Origin of the sequence: Flavobacterium sp. K77, from assembly GCF_021608205.1 — a bacterium.
GTDB lineage: Bacteria > Bacteroidota > Bacteroidia > Flavobacteriales > Flavobacteriaceae > Flavobacterium > Flavobacterium turcicum.
Genome location: NZ_JAKIHO010000002.1, coordinates 46,092 through 61,930 on the forward strand (window position 1 = coordinate 46,092; position 15,839 = coordinate 61,930).

14 protein-coding genes are annotated in these 15,839 nt (G+C 35.4%); 5 read left to right on the plus strand and 9 right to left on the minus strand.

From position 1 onward, the window contains the following. Positions 1-53: 53 nt before the first annotated feature. The 4 genes from L1S34_RS05840 to guaB all read left to right on the plus strand — a co-directional run bounded on the left by L1S34_RS05840 (position 54) and on the right by guaB (position 4,646). Positions 54-917, plus strand: coding sequence for a hydroxymethylglutaryl-CoA lyase (locus L1S34_RS05840; RefSeq protein ID WP_236363221.1), 864 nt, complete (start codon positions 54-56; stop codon positions 915-917). An 83-nt stretch (positions 918-1,000) separates the two neighbouring features. Beyond that, positions 1,001-1,552, plus strand: a complete 552-nt coding sequence (locus tag L1S34_RS05845) for a hypothetical protein (RefSeq protein ID WP_236363222.1) — start codon at positions 1,001-1,003, stop codon at positions 1,550-1,552. Then, positions 1,549-2,937, plus strand: a complete 1,389-nt coding sequence (locus L1S34_RS05850; protein WP_236363223.1) for a DUF5723 family protein — start codon at positions 1,549-1,551, stop codon at positions 2,935-2,937. Before L1S34_RS05845 ends, L1S34_RS05850 begins: the two co-directional genes overlap by 4 nt. 236 nt (positions 2,938-3,173) lie before the next feature. Next, positions 3,174-4,646 carry an IMP dehydrogenase gene (gene guaB, locus L1S34_RS05855; RefSeq protein ID WP_236363224.1) on the plus strand — a complete coding sequence of 491 codons (1,473 nt, stop codon included), beginning with the start codon at positions 3,174-3,176 and terminating at the stop codon, positions 4,644-4,646. Positions 4,647-4,782: 136 nt separating this feature from the next. On the opposite strand, the gene L1S34_RS05860 is transcribed toward guaB, so the two are convergent. From L1S34_RS05860 to L1S34_RS05870, 3 genes are all read right to left on the minus strand, one after another. Continuing rightward, complete coding sequence (locus tag L1S34_RS05860) at positions 4,783-7,017, minus strand: cation:proton antiporter domain-containing protein (protein ID WP_236363225.1); 2,235 nt, start codon at positions 7,015-7,017, stop codon at positions 4,783-4,785. 89 nt (positions 7,018-7,106) lie between these two features. Continuing rightward, on the minus strand, positions 7,107-8,453 hold the full coding sequence (gene purB, locus L1S34_RS05865) for an adenylosuccinate lyase (protein WP_236363226.1): 1,347 nt from the start codon (positions 8,451-8,453) through the stop codon (positions 7,107-7,109). A gap of 68 nt (positions 8,454-8,521) precedes the next feature. Beyond that, positions 8,522-9,214, minus strand: coding sequence for an SIR2 family NAD-dependent protein deacylase (locus L1S34_RS05870; RefSeq protein WP_236363227.1), 693 nt, complete (start codon positions 9,212-9,214; stop codon positions 8,522-8,524). A 221-nt stretch (positions 9,215-9,435) separates the two neighbouring features. On the opposite strand from L1S34_RS05870, the gene L1S34_RS05875 reads away from it, so the two are divergent. Then, positions 9,436-10,098, plus strand: a complete 663-nt coding sequence (locus L1S34_RS05875; protein ID WP_236363228.1) for a TrmH family RNA methyltransferase — start codon at positions 9,436-9,438, stop codon at positions 10,096-10,098. An 80-nt stretch (positions 10,099-10,178) separates the two neighbouring features. Here the strand turns inward: L1S34_RS05875 and L1S34_RS05880 are convergent, their stop codons facing one another. The 6 genes from L1S34_RS05880 to L1S34_RS05905 all read right to left on the minus strand — a co-directional run bounded on the left by L1S34_RS05880 (position 10,179) and on the right by L1S34_RS05905 (position 15,698). Next, positions 10,179-11,093 carry a helix-turn-helix domain-containing protein gene (locus L1S34_RS05880; protein ID WP_236363229.1) on the minus strand — a complete coding sequence of 305 codons (915 nt, stop codon included), beginning with the start codon at positions 11,091-11,093 and terminating at the stop codon, positions 10,179-10,181. A 53-nt stretch (positions 11,094-11,146) separates the two neighbouring features. After that, a complete protein-coding gene (locus L1S34_RS05885; protein WP_236363230.1) occupies positions 11,147-12,184 on the minus strand; it encodes an aldo/keto reductase in 1,038 nt (345 codons plus the stop codon). A gap of 245 nt (positions 12,185-12,429) precedes the next feature. Then, positions 12,430-13,428 (minus strand): AmmeMemoRadiSam system protein B, encoded by a 999-nt coding sequence (amrB, locus tag L1S34_RS05890; RefSeq protein WP_236363231.1) that lies wholly within the window; start codon positions 13,426-13,428, stop codon positions 12,430-12,432. A gap of 432 nt (positions 13,429-13,860) precedes the next feature. Then, positions 13,861-14,589 carry a hypothetical protein gene (locus L1S34_RS05895; RefSeq protein ID WP_236363232.1) on the minus strand — a complete coding sequence of 243 codons (729 nt, stop codon included), beginning with the start codon at positions 14,587-14,589 and terminating at the stop codon, positions 13,861-13,863. A 2-nt stretch (positions 14,590-14,591) separates the two neighbouring features. Beyond that, positions 14,592-15,083 (minus strand): hypothetical protein, encoded by a 492-nt coding sequence (locus L1S34_RS05900; protein ID WP_236363233.1) that lies wholly within the window; start codon positions 15,081-15,083, stop codon positions 14,592-14,594. A gap of 93 nt (positions 15,084-15,176) precedes the next feature. Continuing rightward, positions 15,177-15,698 carry a hypothetical protein gene (locus L1S34_RS05905; protein ID WP_236363234.1) on the minus strand — a complete coding sequence of 174 codons (522 nt, stop codon included), beginning with the start codon at positions 15,696-15,698 and terminating at the stop codon, positions 15,177-15,179. Between the last annotated feature and the right edge of the window lie 141 nt (positions 15,699-15,839).

Consider the following 15,839-nt stretch of genomic DNA (forward strand, 5'->3'; position numbering starts at 1 on the left):
CGGGTAGTAGTTTCGTTTTTTAATCCTAATTGTTTTTTTATCTTTGATTTTCTATGGAGCCAATAAAAATTATAGAATGTCCGCGTGATGCCATGCAAGGCATCAAGCCCTTTATACCTACCGAAAAAAAAGTAAGTTATTTGCAAGCACTATTACGTGTTGGATTTGACAGTATTGATTTTGGTAGTTTCGTTTCAGCCAAAGCGATTCCTCAAATGCAAGATACCGCCGAGGTTTTGGCTCAGTTGGATTTATCACAAACCAAAAGCAAACTATTGGCTATTATTGCGAATACTCAGGGAGCAAGTATCGCAGCAACTCATCCTGAAATTCAATATTTAGGATTTCCATTTTCAATTTCTGAAAACTTTCAGATGCGCAATACCCACAAAACTATTGCTGAATCTTTGATTACTTTAAACGAAATTTTAAATATTGCTGATCAATCTAATAAAGAAGTAGTGGCCTATCTTTCGATGGGATTTGGAAATCCGTATGGTGATCCTTGGAATGTTGAAATTGTGGGCGAATGGACACAAAAATTAGCTTCGATGGGAGTGAAAATTTTGTCGCTTTCGGATACTGTTGGAAGTTCAACTCCTGATGTAATTTCGTATTTGTTTTCAGAACTCATTCCGCAGTACCCAGAAATAGAGTTTGGAGCACATTTACACACCACTCCAGATAAATGGTTCGAAAAAATTGATGCAGCTTACAAAGCAGGATGTCGCCGTTTTGACGGTGCGATTCAAGGTTTTGGCGGCTGCCCGATGGCAACAGATCAATTAACAGGAAATATGCCAACCGAGAAACTATTATCCTATTTTACCGCTCAAAAAGAATATTCTGGCATGAGTCCGATGAGTTTTGAGAGTGCTTATAATGAAGCATCAAAATTATTTGGCGAATACCATTAAGGTGTCCTTTGGTAAATTTTACAATAAGCGTGTTGATGCTACGTTACTAAAATATACTGTACCTTTTTAATTTAGAATCGATTATGAAAATTAGTAGCTTGAAGCGTTTTGTGTTTTTGCTCTTTATCGGGATTTGTTCCTTATCGTGTGCTAGTGATCTTGATTTTGATCAAGTTAATGATATTAAAATTGAGCCCGTTGTTGTTGCAAATTTGGCATACTTTAATCTTGCTGCACCTGATTTCATTCGTAACGGACAAGAGCAAACCGTATTGGCGGACATTCCAACTGTTGATTTTTTTAACGATAAGTTTTTTAGAGAAAGACTCAAGAAAGCTGAAATTTTTATTGAGTTAGAAAATACAATTGCAAGACAGTATCGTATTGATGTGGTTTTTTTAGATGTAAATACTCAAGCAGTTTACAGTACAAATTTTAATGTTCCAGCCTACACTGGTAGTACTAATAAAGTAAGCCGAACCGAAATTTTTGAAAATGCGCAACTCGATTTACTAAAAAGAACCCGCAGAATTGGTTTTCGAGTTCAAATGTTGGCAGGACCGGCACTTACGCCTTCAAGCCCAGGGAATTTAATATTGCGTTCAAGTGCCACTACTTATTTAGTTGTCGAATGAAAAAGATAGTAACTTTCCTTCTGTTAATTTCGGTCGTTTCGTGGTCTCAAAATAAGCAAATACTATACAATTTTGCAGCGATTCCGCAGTCTGCAATGTATAATCCAGGAGCTGATGTTTCGTATAAATGGTATGCGGGGATTCCGTTTTTATCCGGAGTTTCGGCAAATTTTGGCTCCACTGGATTTTCTGCGTATGATCTTTTAGCTGATAATGGTGTCGATTTCAATACCAAATTAAGAAATGTTATCTTTTCTACTACACCAAAAGATAGAATGGCAATCAACGAGCAATTAGAAATCTTAAGCGGTGGTTTTAAATTGAAATCCTCTTTGGGAGACGAGACTGATTCCTATCTTTCATTTGGTTTGTATCAAGAATTTGATTTTTTGACTTATGTACCAAAAGATCCATTTATTTTGGCTTTGGAGGGCAATCAAAATTATATAGGTAAAGTATTTGATTTAAGTGATATTAACATGAAAGCAGAGTTACTCTCGGTTTTTCATGTGGGATATCAAACCAAACTAAAGTCTAATTTTATTGTTGGAGGTCGAGCGAAGATTTATTCGAGTATTTACAACGCTAGTAGCACTAATAATAGTGGGTACATTTACACGATTCCTGCCTCAGATGCAGTATACGAGCAACAAATTTACTCGCAATTGCAATTAAACACATCCGGATTAGCTAGTTATTTTGATTCAAATAATGAAGTTGATGTTCAAAAAGACGTTACTAAAAGAACATTACTGGGTGGTAATTTGGGCTTGGGTTTTGATTTAGGATTCACCTATTATCCTAAAGATAATTTGCAAATTACAGGAAGTATAATTGATGTTGGTTTTATTAAACACAGCAAAGATGTAGAAAGTTATACCTTAAATGGAACTTATTCATACAAAGGTGTTGTCCCTAATTTTAACCAGCAAAACGACCCGGGAACTGTTTTTCAAGATTTTAAAGATGCCATTCCTTTAGACACTTTAAATGTAAAATACACCACTTGGCGTCCAGCAAAATTGAATACTTCCGTTCAATATTCATTTGAGGAAGAACGCTCTGATGAATGTAATTGCACTGATGGCAATGAAAAACCAACCTACAAAAGCGCTTTTGGAGCTCAATTTTTTATGATGACTTTGCCAAAAACTCCCACGATGGCACTGACGGCTTATTACCAACGTAAAATTTTAAAAGGTTTTCACGCCAAAGCAACTTATACGTTAGACTCGTATTCTTATTCTAATTTAGGTTTAGGAATTGCAACCCAAGCAGGTCCTGTAAATTTTTATATTCTCGCGGATAACTTATTAGAGTATCGGGATGTAACCAAAGCTAATAGTCTTGGTTTTCAGTTCGGTCTCAATGTTTTGGTGCGATAGTTGTCCTTTTAATTTCTTTTTAGCTGAAATTCGACTTTATCGTTGAAGAAATATGCGGGTATTATTTTAAGCATGTTACAGTGGAAAATCAGTTCTTGTCTACCACTAGCAAGAACTACTTTTTATCTTAAGATGTTGTTAATTAATGGTTTTTTTAGCAATTATAAGCTTTGTTCTTTATTTTTAGTCTAAGATTGTCTATATTTGCACGCAATTAAACTCCAACTACAATTGCAATGATCGCACACAACTCTAAAATTATCGGTGAAGGCTTAACTTACGATGATGTTTTATTAGTTCCTAATTACTCAAATGTGCTTCCTCGCGAAGTGAGTATTCAATCAAAATTTTCTAAAAATATAACACTAAATGTTCCTATTGTATCCGCTGCTATGGATACAGTAACTGAAAGTGCTATGGCAATAGCTATGGCTCAAGAAGGTGGAATCGGTGTTTTACATAAAAATATGACTATTGAGCAACAAGCTGCAAAAGTTAGAAAAGTAAAGCGTGCGGAGTCAGGTATGATTATCGATCCAGTAACTTTACCATTAAGTTCTACTGTTGCCGATGCTAAAAATGCCATGAAAGAATTTGGTATTGGTGGTATTCCAATTGTTGATGAAAATAAAATATTAAAAGGAATTGTTACCAATCGAGATTTACGTTTTGAAAAAAACGGTTCTCGACCAATTGTTGAGGTGATGACTAGCGAAAATCTAGTTACTGTTGCCGAAGGAACTTCATTAGAACAAGCCGAAGTAGTTTTACAAGGTTATAAAATTGAAAAATTACCTGTTGTAAATGCAGATTATAAATTGGTAGGTTTAATCACTTTTAGAGACATTACTAAATTAACCCAAAAACCGATCGCTAACAAAGATGTTTACGGACGTTTACGTGTTGCTGCAGCTATTGGCGTAACTGGTGATGCAGTTTTAAGAGCCGAAGCACTTGTAAATGCAGGTGTAGATGCTATTATTATTGATACCGCTCACGGACATACACAAGGTGTAGTAAATACTCTAAAAGAAGTAAAATCTAAATTCCCACAGATCGACGTAATTGTTGGTAATATTGCTACTGCGGAAGCGGCACGTTATTTAGTTGAAAATGGTGCTGATGGTGTCAAAGTAGGAATTGGACCTGGTTCAATTTGTACTACTCGTATCGTTGCAGGAGTTGGTTTTCCTCAATTTTCTGCTGTGCTTGAGGTAGCTGCTGCTATCAAAGGAACTGGAGTTCCAGTAATTGCTGATGGTGGAATTCGTTACACTGGTGATATTCCAAAAGCGATTGCTGCTGGTGCTGATTGTGTAATGCTTGGTTCACTTTTAGCAGGAACAAAAGAATCTCCGGGAGAAACAATCATCTTTGAAGGACGTAAATTCAAATCCTACCGTGGTATGGGTTCAGTTGAAGCCATGCAAGAAGGATCAAAAGACAGATATTTTCAAGATGTAGAAGATGATATTAAAAAATTAGTTCCGGAAGGAATTGTAGGTCGTGTGCCATACAAAGGAGAGTTGAACGAAAGTATGCAACAATTCATAGGTGGTCTTCGAGCTGGAATGGGATATTGTGGTTCAAAAGACATTCCTACTTTGCAAGAAACGGGTCGTTTTGTTCGCATTACTGCTAGTGGAATTAATGAAAGTCACCCACATAACGTAACCATTACAAAAGAAGCTCCGAATTATTCAAGATAGTTTCTGAGATAATTTCAGATAACTATTTGAAATAGTTGAAGGATTGCAATAAATTAAAACCATTAAGAAAATTACACAAGATTTCAATAGCTGTTGAAACGTAATTTTCTTAATGGTTTTTTTTATTGAAGTTAAACTAAGCCCTCAAAAAGGCGGCGATTTTTTTCTTCTCGCCGGCAATCCATAAAATATCACTTTCTTCTAATACCAAGTGAGACTCTGGATTTAACATACGTTTTCCGTTGCGTTCAATGCCAACAATAATCCCATGGGTGTTTTCTCGAATTTGCGATTCTCGAATACTCTTGCCTATACAAACTCGGTTTTTTAATTCCAGTTTTTGAAGGATAATGTCAGTCTCAACCACTTTTTCGGCAACATCAATTTCATTTTTATCCAAATAGGTTTTAAATTGTTTGACTTGAGCATCTGTGCCAATGATACTAATTTCATCTCCAGGAAACAATCTTTCGGTTTTCAAAGGAATATTAATTACTACTTCTCCTCTTTTTATTGAGGCGATGTTAATTTCAAACTGTTCTCTAATTTTTAATTCTTCAAGAGTTTTGCCAGCTAAATTAGATTCTTTGGCAATTTCAAATTCTGTCATGTGTCCATCCCAAGGAGAGAGTGTACTTTGACGTTTGTTTTCTTTTCTAATTTCTCGATCATTATAGTTGGTCATAAAATGATCTTCAATTTTATGGTAAACGGCATGTAATTTTTTTGGGAATAAGATATAAGCACCTATGGCAATTAAAAACGCAATTGCAGCAATCCCAGCAGAGAAAAATGTATTTAAAATAAAGCCAACATAAAATAATGAAAGCGCTATTCTAAATAGTACTAGCATGATAATTGGGCCATAATGTTTTTTTTGCTCCAATAAAATTTGAACTTGTTTTACTGCAACTCTTCTTAACGAGAGCGCCCACAAGAATGGTGATAATATAATCAGTGTAATTAACGCAGCAGTAGCATTTCCAAATTTTGAATTTTCTACTAACGGAAGTATAAAATTTGACGAAAGTAAAATAATGGCAACAATAATGATAGAGTGCAGCACCACTTGTGTGAGATAACTTCGCATAACAATTTGCCAATTGCTCAATGACTTTATTTCTTCGGTATTAGAGCTGTACAATTGAATTCTTTTCACCCATCTTTTAGGGAGTTTCTTTTCAACAAAAACCGAAAATGGTTCGGCAAACTTGACCATGAAAGGTGTGGTAAAAGTGGTAATTGCAGATACCGCCACTACAATAGGATATAAAAAATCACTAGTTACTTTTAGGGTGGTTCCCAATGTGGCGATGATAAATGAAAACTCTCCAATTTGTGATAAACTCATACCAGATTGTATGGATTGTTTAAGCGGTTGTCCCGATAGCAAAGAGCCTATGGTAGAACTAATGGATTGACCAAAGATTACGATCAATGTTAAAACTGCCACTGGAAAAGCATATTCTAGCAGTGTATTGGGATCAATTAACATTCCCACAGATACAAAGAAAACAGCGCCAAATAAGTCTTTTACAGGCTTTACAAGATGTTCTATGTGTTCTGCTTGTGTAGTTTCGGCAATGATAGATCCCATAATAAAGGCACCAAGAGCTGGCGAAAATCCAACGTTTGCTGCAAAAATCACCATTAGTAAACACAAGGCTAAAGAAATAATCAACATCATTTCATCAGTTAATAAATGTTTCGCTTTTTTTAATAGTGTTGGTATAAAAAAGATTCCGACTACAAACCAGATCGTCAAAAAGAAAATAAGTTTTAAAACGGACTGTACTAATTCCATTCCGGAAAACTGCTGACTCACAGCAACTGTTGAGAGCAAAACCATCATCAAAATGGCAATAATATCTTGAACAATAAGAGAACCGATTACGTTTCCAGCAAACTTTTGCGATTTTACGCCCAGTTCATCAAAGGTTTTTAAAATTATGGTGGTTGATGAGATAGACAATATTACTCCCAGAAAAATGCAGTTCATTGTACTCCAACCCAAAAACTGACCGGTAAAAAAGCCCAATGTAACTAAAGAAATAATTTGTGTAAACGCGGTGATAGAGGCTGTTCCGCCTACTTTTACCAATTTTTTAAAACTGAATTCGAGTCCTAAACTGAACAGTAAAAAAATAACGCCTATCTCGGCCCAGACTTTTACACTATTAACATCTTTTACAGTTGGGAAAAAATCAAATTCAGAACTTGCTAAAAATCCAGCAACCAAGTACCCTAAAACCAAAGGCTGTTTCATAATTCGAAATAACAATACAGCAATTGCAGCAGTGATTAGGATTAAACCTAAATCAGTTATTAAATCGGGTAAATGAACTATTGAAGTGGACAAAAAGGGAAACATAAATTTTGAATTTTTACTAAAATAACAAAAAAATCTGCTTTTATCAAGTGACAAAAGCAGATTTTAGAAAAGTATAACAATATCGGGGTTTAGATTCCCAAGAAATTGCTTGGTGTAATTTGCATTAATTCGGCTTTTATAGCTTCAGACACATCTAGTGTTGCAATAAAACCATGAATAGCATTTTTATCAATTGCTTCATTAGTTCGTGTCAATCCTTTCAAAGCTTCGTAAGGATTAGGATATCCTTCACGACGCAAAATTGTCTGAATTGCCTCAGCAACAACGGCCCAGTTTTTTTCTAAATCTTCGTGAAATTTAGGTTCGTTCAAGAGTAATTTGTTCAATCCTTTCAAGGTAGCTTCAAATCCTATGATGGTATGACCTATTGGGACACCCACATTTCTTAAAACAGTACTATCAGTTAAATCACGTTGCAATCTTGAAATTGGTAATTTTGCCGAAAGGTGCTCAAAAATAGCATTGGCAATGCCTAAGTTTCCTTCTGAGTTTTCAAAATCAATTGGGTTTACTTTGTGCGGCATGGCTGATGAACCAATTTCACCTGCTTTTATTTTTTGCTTGAAATACTCCATAGAAACGTACGTCCAAATGTCTCTATCCAAGTCAATAATGATGGTGTTCATTCTTTTTAACGCATCAAAAAACGCTGCAAAATGATCGTAATGTTCTATTTGTGTGGTTGGGAACGAGTGGTGCAATCCTAAAATATCTTCCACAAATTTACTTCCAAATTGTTTCCAATCAATTTGTGGGTAAGCTACATGGTGTGCATTATAATTTCCAGTAGCGCCACCAAATTTAGCTGCAAAAGGAATATTGAATAACAAACGCATTTGCTCCTCTAATCGTTCTACAAAAACGCCAATTTCTTTACCCAAACGAGTAGGTGAGGCGGGCTGTCCGTGCGTGCGTGCCAGCATTGGGACGTCTTTCCATTCTACGCTTAATTCTTTCAACTTTGCTGTCAAAGCAATTAACGAAGGCATGTATACTTTTTCAAAAGCCTCTTTAGTCGATAATGGAATTGCAGTATTATTAATGTCTTGGGAAGTTAACCCAAAATGAATGAACTCTTTGTATTGTGACAAACCTAGTTTTTCAAAAGCATCTTTTATAAAGTATTCTACCGCTTTTACATCGTGGTTGGTTACTTTTTCTGTTTCTTTAATCCAAAGTGCATCTTCAGTTGAAAAGTTTTGGTAAATGTTGCGTAAACTTTCAAATAAATCCGAATTTATCCCAGCAAGTTGTGGCAAAGGCACTTCGCACAAAGCAATGAAATATTCAATTTCAACCAGTACGCGGTATTTGATTAAAGCTTCTTCAGAGAAAAATGGAGCTAAAGAAAGGGTTTTACTTCTATATCTTCCATCAATTGGAGAAATAGCATTCAATTCGTTTAAAGTAGTCATTGTTGTGTTATTTGTTGGAAAAGCACAAATATAAACCTTTAAAGGCAATTTATAAAAGGAATATTTTTTTAAATATCCCTCAAGAGTGTTGCTTTTAATTGTTCCATTCCTTTTGATGCAATTTCAGGAATCACTTGCAGTTGATTTCTCAAATTCGGAATCTTGATCGGTTTGGGATCGATGTAAAACAGTGGTGTTGTCACTTTCGTAAAATCAATCAAACCTGCCGCTGGATACACTTGTAACGAGGTGCCTACCACGGCAAAATAATCAGCAGTTTCTGTAATTAAAACAGCTTCTTCAAGTGCAGGAACTTCTTCGCCAAACCATACAATGTGCGGGCGCAATTGATTTTGATTTTCATCAAAGTCGCCAAAATTCAAATCTTCGGTCCAGTTTAATATATAATCAGGGTTGCGCGTACTACGTACTTTCAACAATTCCCCATGTAGGTGCAGTACCTTTGTGCTGCCAGCGCGCTCATGCAAATCATCTACATTTTGAGTTATGATATGCACATTAAATTCCGACTCCAATTCTGCTAAAATATAATGAGCTGCGTTAGGAGTAACCTCTTTGAGCTGTCGGCGTCTTTGGTTGTAAAAATCGAGTACCAAAGCCGGATTTTTATGCCAACCTTCGGGCGTGGCCACATCTTGAACGTTATGCCCTTCCCAGAGTCCATCACTATCCCGAAACGTTTTAATACCGCTCTCAGCACTAATTCCAGCGCCAGTCAAAACTACTAATTTCTTTTTCATGTTCTATTTTTTTGGGCGTGTTCGCCGCGGCGACCGGGCTTTCTGCTCTATCTTTATGGGCAAAAAAAGCCCATAAAGGATGCCGCGTCAATCCCTCACGCAAATCCCGTAATTGTACTTTGTTTATCTTTCAAAGTACAATTCGTAAGAGATCAATACTCGCTGTTCTTTAAAACATAAAACTACTCTTTTTTACTATTTTTGCCAAAAAATAATCCCACATGATCGATTTAAAATATCTCGATTTTCTTGAAAAGATCCTCACAGATAATCGCAAAGAGAAATTTTTGAAAGTATTGCAAAACAGAACCAAACATTTTACCATAGCTGTTGAAGATGTTTTCCAGATGCACAATACCAGTGCTGTTATGCGCAGTTGCGAGGTTTTTGGAATTCAAGAACTGAACGTAATTGAACAGCGATACGGAAAAAGTATCGATAAAGAAATTGCCATGGGTGCCCAAAAATGGGTTGACATTAACACGTTTGACAGTGTAACCACTTGTGTGGACACTTTAAAAAATAAAGGTTATCAAATTATCGCTACCACGCCACACGACAACGATTGTTTGATGGAAGATTTTGATATATCTAAACCTAGCGCCTTATTTTTTGGAACCGAACGAGATGGTTTATCTGAGGAAATCTTGCAACGTGCGGATGGGTTTTTAAAAATCCCAATGGTGGGTTTTACCGAAAGTTTGAATATCTCCGTTTCGGCTGCAATCATTATCCAAAATTTAACCAATAGATTGCGAAGTTCTACTATTGATTGGCACTTAACCGAAAATGAAATTCTAGAAAAACGTTTAGAGTGGGCTAAAAAATCTATAAAAGATATTAAAAGGATTGAAAAACGGTATTTTGAAGAGAATCCTTCCTAAGTCAAAACCAAAAAAAAACAAGTCAAAATATAGCTAATCACGAAGTTTCTCTTTTAAAGCTACTCCTGAATTTGATCTTTTTAATGGAAACTTTTACGGTAGGAAGTAGGGGTGAAAGTCGTTTTGTTTTTAAATAATTTACTAAAAGATTGCGGATACTCAAACCCTAGTGCATAAGCAATTTCACTGCTGCTCAGATTAGTCGTGGTTAAAATTTGTTTGGCTTTTTCAATAATTTGATTGTGAATGTGTTGCTGGGTATTTTGACCTGTTGTACTCCGTAACATATCACTTAAATAAGCAGCAGAAACATGTAATTGTACTGCTAATTCTTCAACAGTTGGGATTTTCGTTACTGTCTCTGGGGCAAAATGGCGCGAAAGCAGCAATTCAAATTGACTGAGTAAGTCGTTCGAAGCCATTTTTCGGGAAATAAATTGTCTGTTGTAAAATCGGTTAGCGTAACTCATTAACAATTCTAGGTTAGACACCAAAACATCTTGGCTAAAACGATCTAAACGAGCGTGTATTTCTTTTTTGATGTTGTCTACTATAGATTCTATGGTGCGCTCTTCTTCCTCTGAAAGATGTAAGGCTTCGTTTTCCTCGTAGCTGAAATACCCATAATTTTTAATGACTTTCCCCAAAGGATATGCACGAATCAAATCCGGGTGAAAGAGTAAAGACCATCCGTCTTGGTTTATATTTTCGGCGTTATCCAGTCCTATAATTTGGTTGGGTGCAATGAATGAAATGCTGCCTGAATCAAAATCATAGGTGTTTTTACCATATTTTAATTGCCCTTTAAAGCTTCTTTTAATAGAAATATTGTAGAAATCTAAGTTTAGTTTGTCTTTAATCGTCGTACTGAATTTTGAGGTTAAAGCATGATCAATCACGGTAATCAAAGGATTCAAAGGACTAGAAAGGCCTAAAAAGTCGTGTAATTTTTGTATCGAAGCAATAGCAATAATATTTGAGCTGGTATTTTTCATAGTCAAAACAAGCAGGCAATAGTTTGGATTGCCTGCATAATTATGTGGTAAATTTAGCTTTTTTGAAAGTCAATTCCAGATCTTCTGTCCAAAGTCATGATATCAAGCACATTTCCTGGGTATTCTACTGGTAAATCACTTACTTTACTTAGTTGGATTAATTCGTCAGGAGTAAAGATAACATTTGTAGCTCCAAGATTGTCTTGCAATTGATGAGGTTTTGTAGCTCCAATAATTACAGTACTGACTGCGGGTTGCTGCATGACCCAAGCCAAGGCAAGTTGTGCAATTGATGTGTTTTTTTCTGCAGCCATAGGCACCAATACGTCTAGCACATCATAAGCTCTTTGCTCGTGAAAAGGAGGGAAGGGAAAACTGTTCAATCGGCCTTCGTCTTTCTGACCATTTCTTTGATATTTTCCCGTGAGTAAACCGCCGCTTAACGGACTCCAAACCATCATCCCGACTTTTTGGTCTATCAACATGGGTACTATTTCTCGTTCAACATCTCGCACGTCTAAGGAGTAATTAACCTGCAATGATGCAAAGCGATCGAGACCATTGTATTGCGAATATGACAAACCTTTCATCATTTGCCAACCACTAAGATTACTTGCTCCAAAGTAACGAATTTTACCACTTCGAACTAAATCGTCTAAGGTGCGCAGGGTTTCCTCAATGGGCGTTAAAGGATCGGCAGTGTGAATTTGGTACAAATCAAGATAATCTGTCCCCAGTCTTTTTAAACTTGCCTCTACTTCTTGGAGAATGTGTTTTTTAGAAAGTCCCAAGCTGTTGGGTGTAGTTCCTGTTGTACCTCTAACTTTTGTAGCTAGAACCAAATCATTCCTGTCAATTCCCAGATTTTTAATGGCTTTACCAATCATTATTTCTGAAAGGCCTTCAGAATAAATATTGGCGGTATCAATACAATTTACACCAGAATCAATTGCCATTTTTATTTGTTCATCTACCGCTGTTTGGTCCAGATTTCCCATGTAGCCAAAAAATCCTTTACCACCATAATTCATAGTGCCTAAACACAAACTCGAAACTTGTAATCCAGTGTTTCCTAAAATAGTATACTTCATTTTTTTTTTACTTAATGTTAAGTAGCAAAGTTCATCGCTTTTCGCTTTTCGCTTGTATCCAAACCACAGTTACTTGTGTTCAAAATGAAGTTGTTTAGTTTTTTTTCTGAATATTAAAACTTTAGTGTATTGTGAAAATTATAAGTAGTAATAAATTAAAGATCTTTGATGTAGATTTTTTTCAAATGAAAATAAAAACGGGGAGTTGCGAAAAAAGAGATTTCCTAACCCTCAAGATTTTATTTCTATTCGTATTTGATACTTGCATAACCTACCCAGTGTTTTTGAGTAGCTATAGCCGTAGTTCCCATGCCTAAATCTTCTACTTTTATAAGTTCGTGATCAATACTAGATGCGTAATTTAAAATAGTCCCTTTCAGTGGTTTGTTGGATAATGCCAGATTTAATTTATTGGCAAAAGTCACTCCAAATGGCACCGAATATCTGCCACACCAAACCCATTTATATTCTTTGTAATCTGTATTTTTGACGGTGTATTCGGTAAAGTTTTTTACTTTTTCTGCACTAATTTCGCTTACTAAACACTTCTCAATAATCTCCATATCCAAAGCCCTAGCTTTTTTGGTGCCTTCATCATCAACTCCAAAAGGTGCTAAATCGCCACTCCATTCTTCATTGCCATAATGTACGGCATCGTTCGAAACGACAACTGCGACGTCCTTTCCATATTTAAGATGCTTTTCTTTTAAAATTTTTGATACAACATCAGAAAGTGCGTTGCTAATATTGTCAATTGTTTCGTAATTGATGTACGGCACCAGAATTGGAATAATTTGTAGGTTCTTGTTTTTGCGATGTAAAAAAGGAACTATAGCTTCTAATGAATGTTCTAACTCTTGCATATCGTTATGAACCAGGTAGGAAGTTTTTGGAAGTTGCGCCATGATTTCCGCATTTAAATCAGACACTTTTAAATCACCATAAGGCGATTGCCAATGTGTAAAATCTCCAAAGATGATTTTGTCTTGAAGGGTAAAGTTGCGAGCGCGATGTGCCACACCAATTAAAATAATTGTGTTGGCATTAATACCTTCAAGCGATTCGTAATACAACCGCCCGACGTATTTATAATCGTCATGCGGACTTATAGCTGCTTTCCATTTCATCTTATTTTTAGAATCCTTAATCTTTAAACGGTTATAAATAGAATCTAATTGCCAACTGTATTTTGTAAAACCAATCGTATCATGAACAGGCCTAACTCTCTTTTCTAGTGCTAACACTGCTGCTGGATTTTTGACATTTTTTTTACTCGTACAACTAAAACAACACAAACAACACAAACAAATCAAAATAAATAGTAATCGCATATCAAATTTTATTTTAAGCAATTTACGTTAAAAAATGTGATTTGAAAATGGTTACAATTTTTAGATCTTTTTTGAAGCTATCGTTTAGTTTAAGATTTGAAGAATGATACTTTGTGACTTTCTCACAAATTACTAAATTGTTAGTAGTGTTTTTGAATACGGTTGTGTACACAGCTAGCAAATCCGGGTTATCGGGCTTTAATTTTCGCAAAGTTTGTATTTTTTCGGCACGAGCTAGAAGCGCACGCAAGCGCGGGAATATTTTTATTTTTTTTAAGATGATTGAGATAAAAAAATTATTTCATAATATACAAAGTAGTCATTCTACTCCTCAAATAGAAAAAATTAAAAATTTGTTTCGCTCTCTAGTTGGATGTCTTTAATGTCGTTTGGATTCATTTTATAACGGTATACACCTTTATCTCCAACAGCAAACAAGGTATTGTCTCGAATAATTACATCAAAACAATTTTTGTCAATGGCATGAACCAAAATAGGTTCAGCTGGATTTTCAATGTTGAAAATTTTTATTACATCGTCGCAAACCAATAGGTATTTTGCAGTATAAAATCCAATTCCTTTGGGTTGCATCAGATTTCTACTGTGAATTAACTTCGGGTTTTTCAGATCCTTAGTGTCGTAAACTTGCAAAACGTTTGTGTTATTCCCACAAGTAGTGTTTGAGTTCAATGTTACAAAGGAATGTGTGCTATTGGCAATAACAGGGTCGCAAGCGGTAAAGTGTTGTACACTTGATAATTTGGTTGGGTTTTCAGGATTACTTATTGAATAAATAAACATTCCGTTTCTTGAACCAATAAATAAGTTGTCTCCATAAGCGAATAGCGTTTCGATGTCAAAGCCAATAGGAATATCATTCACTTTAACTGGTTTTTCGCCATTAATTAGCGAAAAGACATTTAATTTCATGTGGTCTACGCTGTAAAGATAGTTGTCTTTAAGGGCAAAAACAGCGAGGGAACCGCCTTGTCCGTTACTATCGTTTGATGCGCTATCACTGTCAGAGCAACCGATTGAAAGTGCTAAAAGGGAAATGAATATAATTTTTTTCATGATTATTTTTTTAAATTCCAGTCAATTATAATTTCATCGTCTTTTGTGTAGCCAAATATCCCGTTTGGTGCTTGCTTTTGCGGAAACACATTTTTATTTCTGTTGGTGACCTTAAAAATTCTTGTAGTAGAATCGAAGGTAGCGGTAACCAAATCTACAGCTTGATTGATGTACATGGTATTGCCTTTAATAGCTAAATCCGTGGCACCTGGCGCCTTTATAAAATAGAGTCGTTCAGGTTTGCTTGGATTTGTATAATCGTATACATGAAACCCTTTGTTGACATCATTTATAAACATTAAATCTCCTTTAATGTAAATTTTTCCTGATTTAACAATGGGCTGAGCGTTTTGAAAAGCGATAGAGGTTTCGAGTACGTTGCGAGTAATTATTACTGGTTGGTATTCTTGTCTTGGAAATTCATTAGGTTCATTTGGAGGCCAACACGATGCAAGCATAATTGAAACCAGCAGGAGAAGTACTGTTTTTTTCATAGGGAAATATTTATATAAAGATAACTAATGTAACTTTTTGTTGCGTTACATTTAGGTTAAATTTAAATACGCAATAATCTAATAATCAGAAATCTATTTGTTTAATTCAAAGAGGTTTTCTAAGAAAGCGATTTTTTCGTCCTCTGGCCAAAGCTTGGTGTAAATAAGTAAGTTCAAAAATTCGGTTTTACTGGCCCCAAACAGAAAAATATTATCTAATTTCCTGTCATTGTATTTCCAAATGATATAACCAAGTGTTGCATTTTCCTTTATTTTCGACACCTTAAATTTTTGTTCTTTGTAGTAATCTGAATCCCATTGGTAAAAAAGAGTAACCTGTTCAAAAGCAGTTGCAGTATTCTTGTAAAAAGGGTAGGCTTTCATTAGATTTCTTGCAACAGCAATGACTACACCGTCATTATTTTTTAAATAGGTCTGCCCTGAATCTGCTGTGGTATTTAATATTTGCCATTTCCCCGGTATTTTTACAACTTCGGTAGCGGTTTTTACGGTCGTATAATCATTGCTTTCTTGGCACAGTGCTTTGTACGGTAAAGCTATAAGCAGTAGAATGATCAGTTGTTGTAAAAGGTTACTGTTTTTTTTCGGTTTCATAGGTGATTTTAAATTGGTTTTTGCTAATGATTAGTGTTTGGCAGAATTTTAATTTTTCAGAAAATTCTATTTTGGCAACTAAAATACAATTTCTTTTCTTCCAAAATTTAAAATGTTTGGTCAACAAAAATTACATTAACT

Bases quoted from the DNA above. Each gene is read 5' to 3' on its own strand.
- L1S34_RS05840 (WP_236363221.1), top strand. From the start codon at position 54: ATGGAGCCAATAAAAATTATAGAATGTCCGCGTGATGCCATGCAAGGC.
- L1S34_RS05845 (WP_236363222.1), top strand. From the start codon at position 1,001: ATGAAAATTAGTAGCTTGAAGCGTTTTGTGTTTTTGCTCTTTATCGGG.
- L1S34_RS05850 (WP_236363223.1), top strand. From the start codon at position 1,549: ATGAAAAAGATAGTAACTTTCCTTCTGTTAATTTCGGTCGTTTCGTGG.
- guaB (WP_236363224.1), top strand. From the start codon at position 3,174: ATGATCGCACACAACTCTAAAATTATCGGTGAAGGCTTAACTTACGAT.
- L1S34_RS05860 (WP_236363225.1), bottom strand. From the start codon at position 7,017: ATGTTTCCCTTTTTGTCCACTTCAATAGTTCATTTACCCGATTTAATA.
- purB (WP_236363226.1), bottom strand. From the start codon at position 8,453: ATGACTACTTTAAACGAATTGAATGCTATTTCTCCAATTGATGGAAGA.
- L1S34_RS05870 (WP_236363227.1), bottom strand. From the start codon at position 9,214: ATGAAAAAGAAATTAGTAGTTTTGACTGGCGCTGGAATTAGTGCTGAG.
- L1S34_RS05875 (WP_236363228.1), top strand. From the start codon at position 9,436: ATGATCGATTTAAAATATCTCGATTTTCTTGAAAAGATCCTCACAGAT.
- L1S34_RS05880 (WP_236363229.1), bottom strand. From the start codon at position 11,093: ATGAAAAATACCAGCTCAAATATTATTGCTATTGCTTCGATACAAAAA.
- L1S34_RS05885 (WP_236363230.1), bottom strand. From the start codon at position 12,184: ATGAAGTATACTATTTTAGGAAACACTGGATTACAAGTTTCGAGTTTG.
- L1S34_RS05895 (WP_236363232.1), bottom strand. From the start codon at position 14,589: ATGAAAAAAATTATATTCATTTCCCTTTTAGCACTTTCAATCGGTTGC.
- L1S34_RS05900 (WP_236363233.1), bottom strand. From the start codon at position 15,083: ATGAAAAAAACAGTACTTCTCCTGCTGGTTTCAATTATGCTTGCATCG.
- L1S34_RS05905 (WP_236363234.1), bottom strand. From the start codon at position 15,698: ATGAAACCGAAAAAAAACAGTAACCTTTTACAACAACTGATCATTCTA.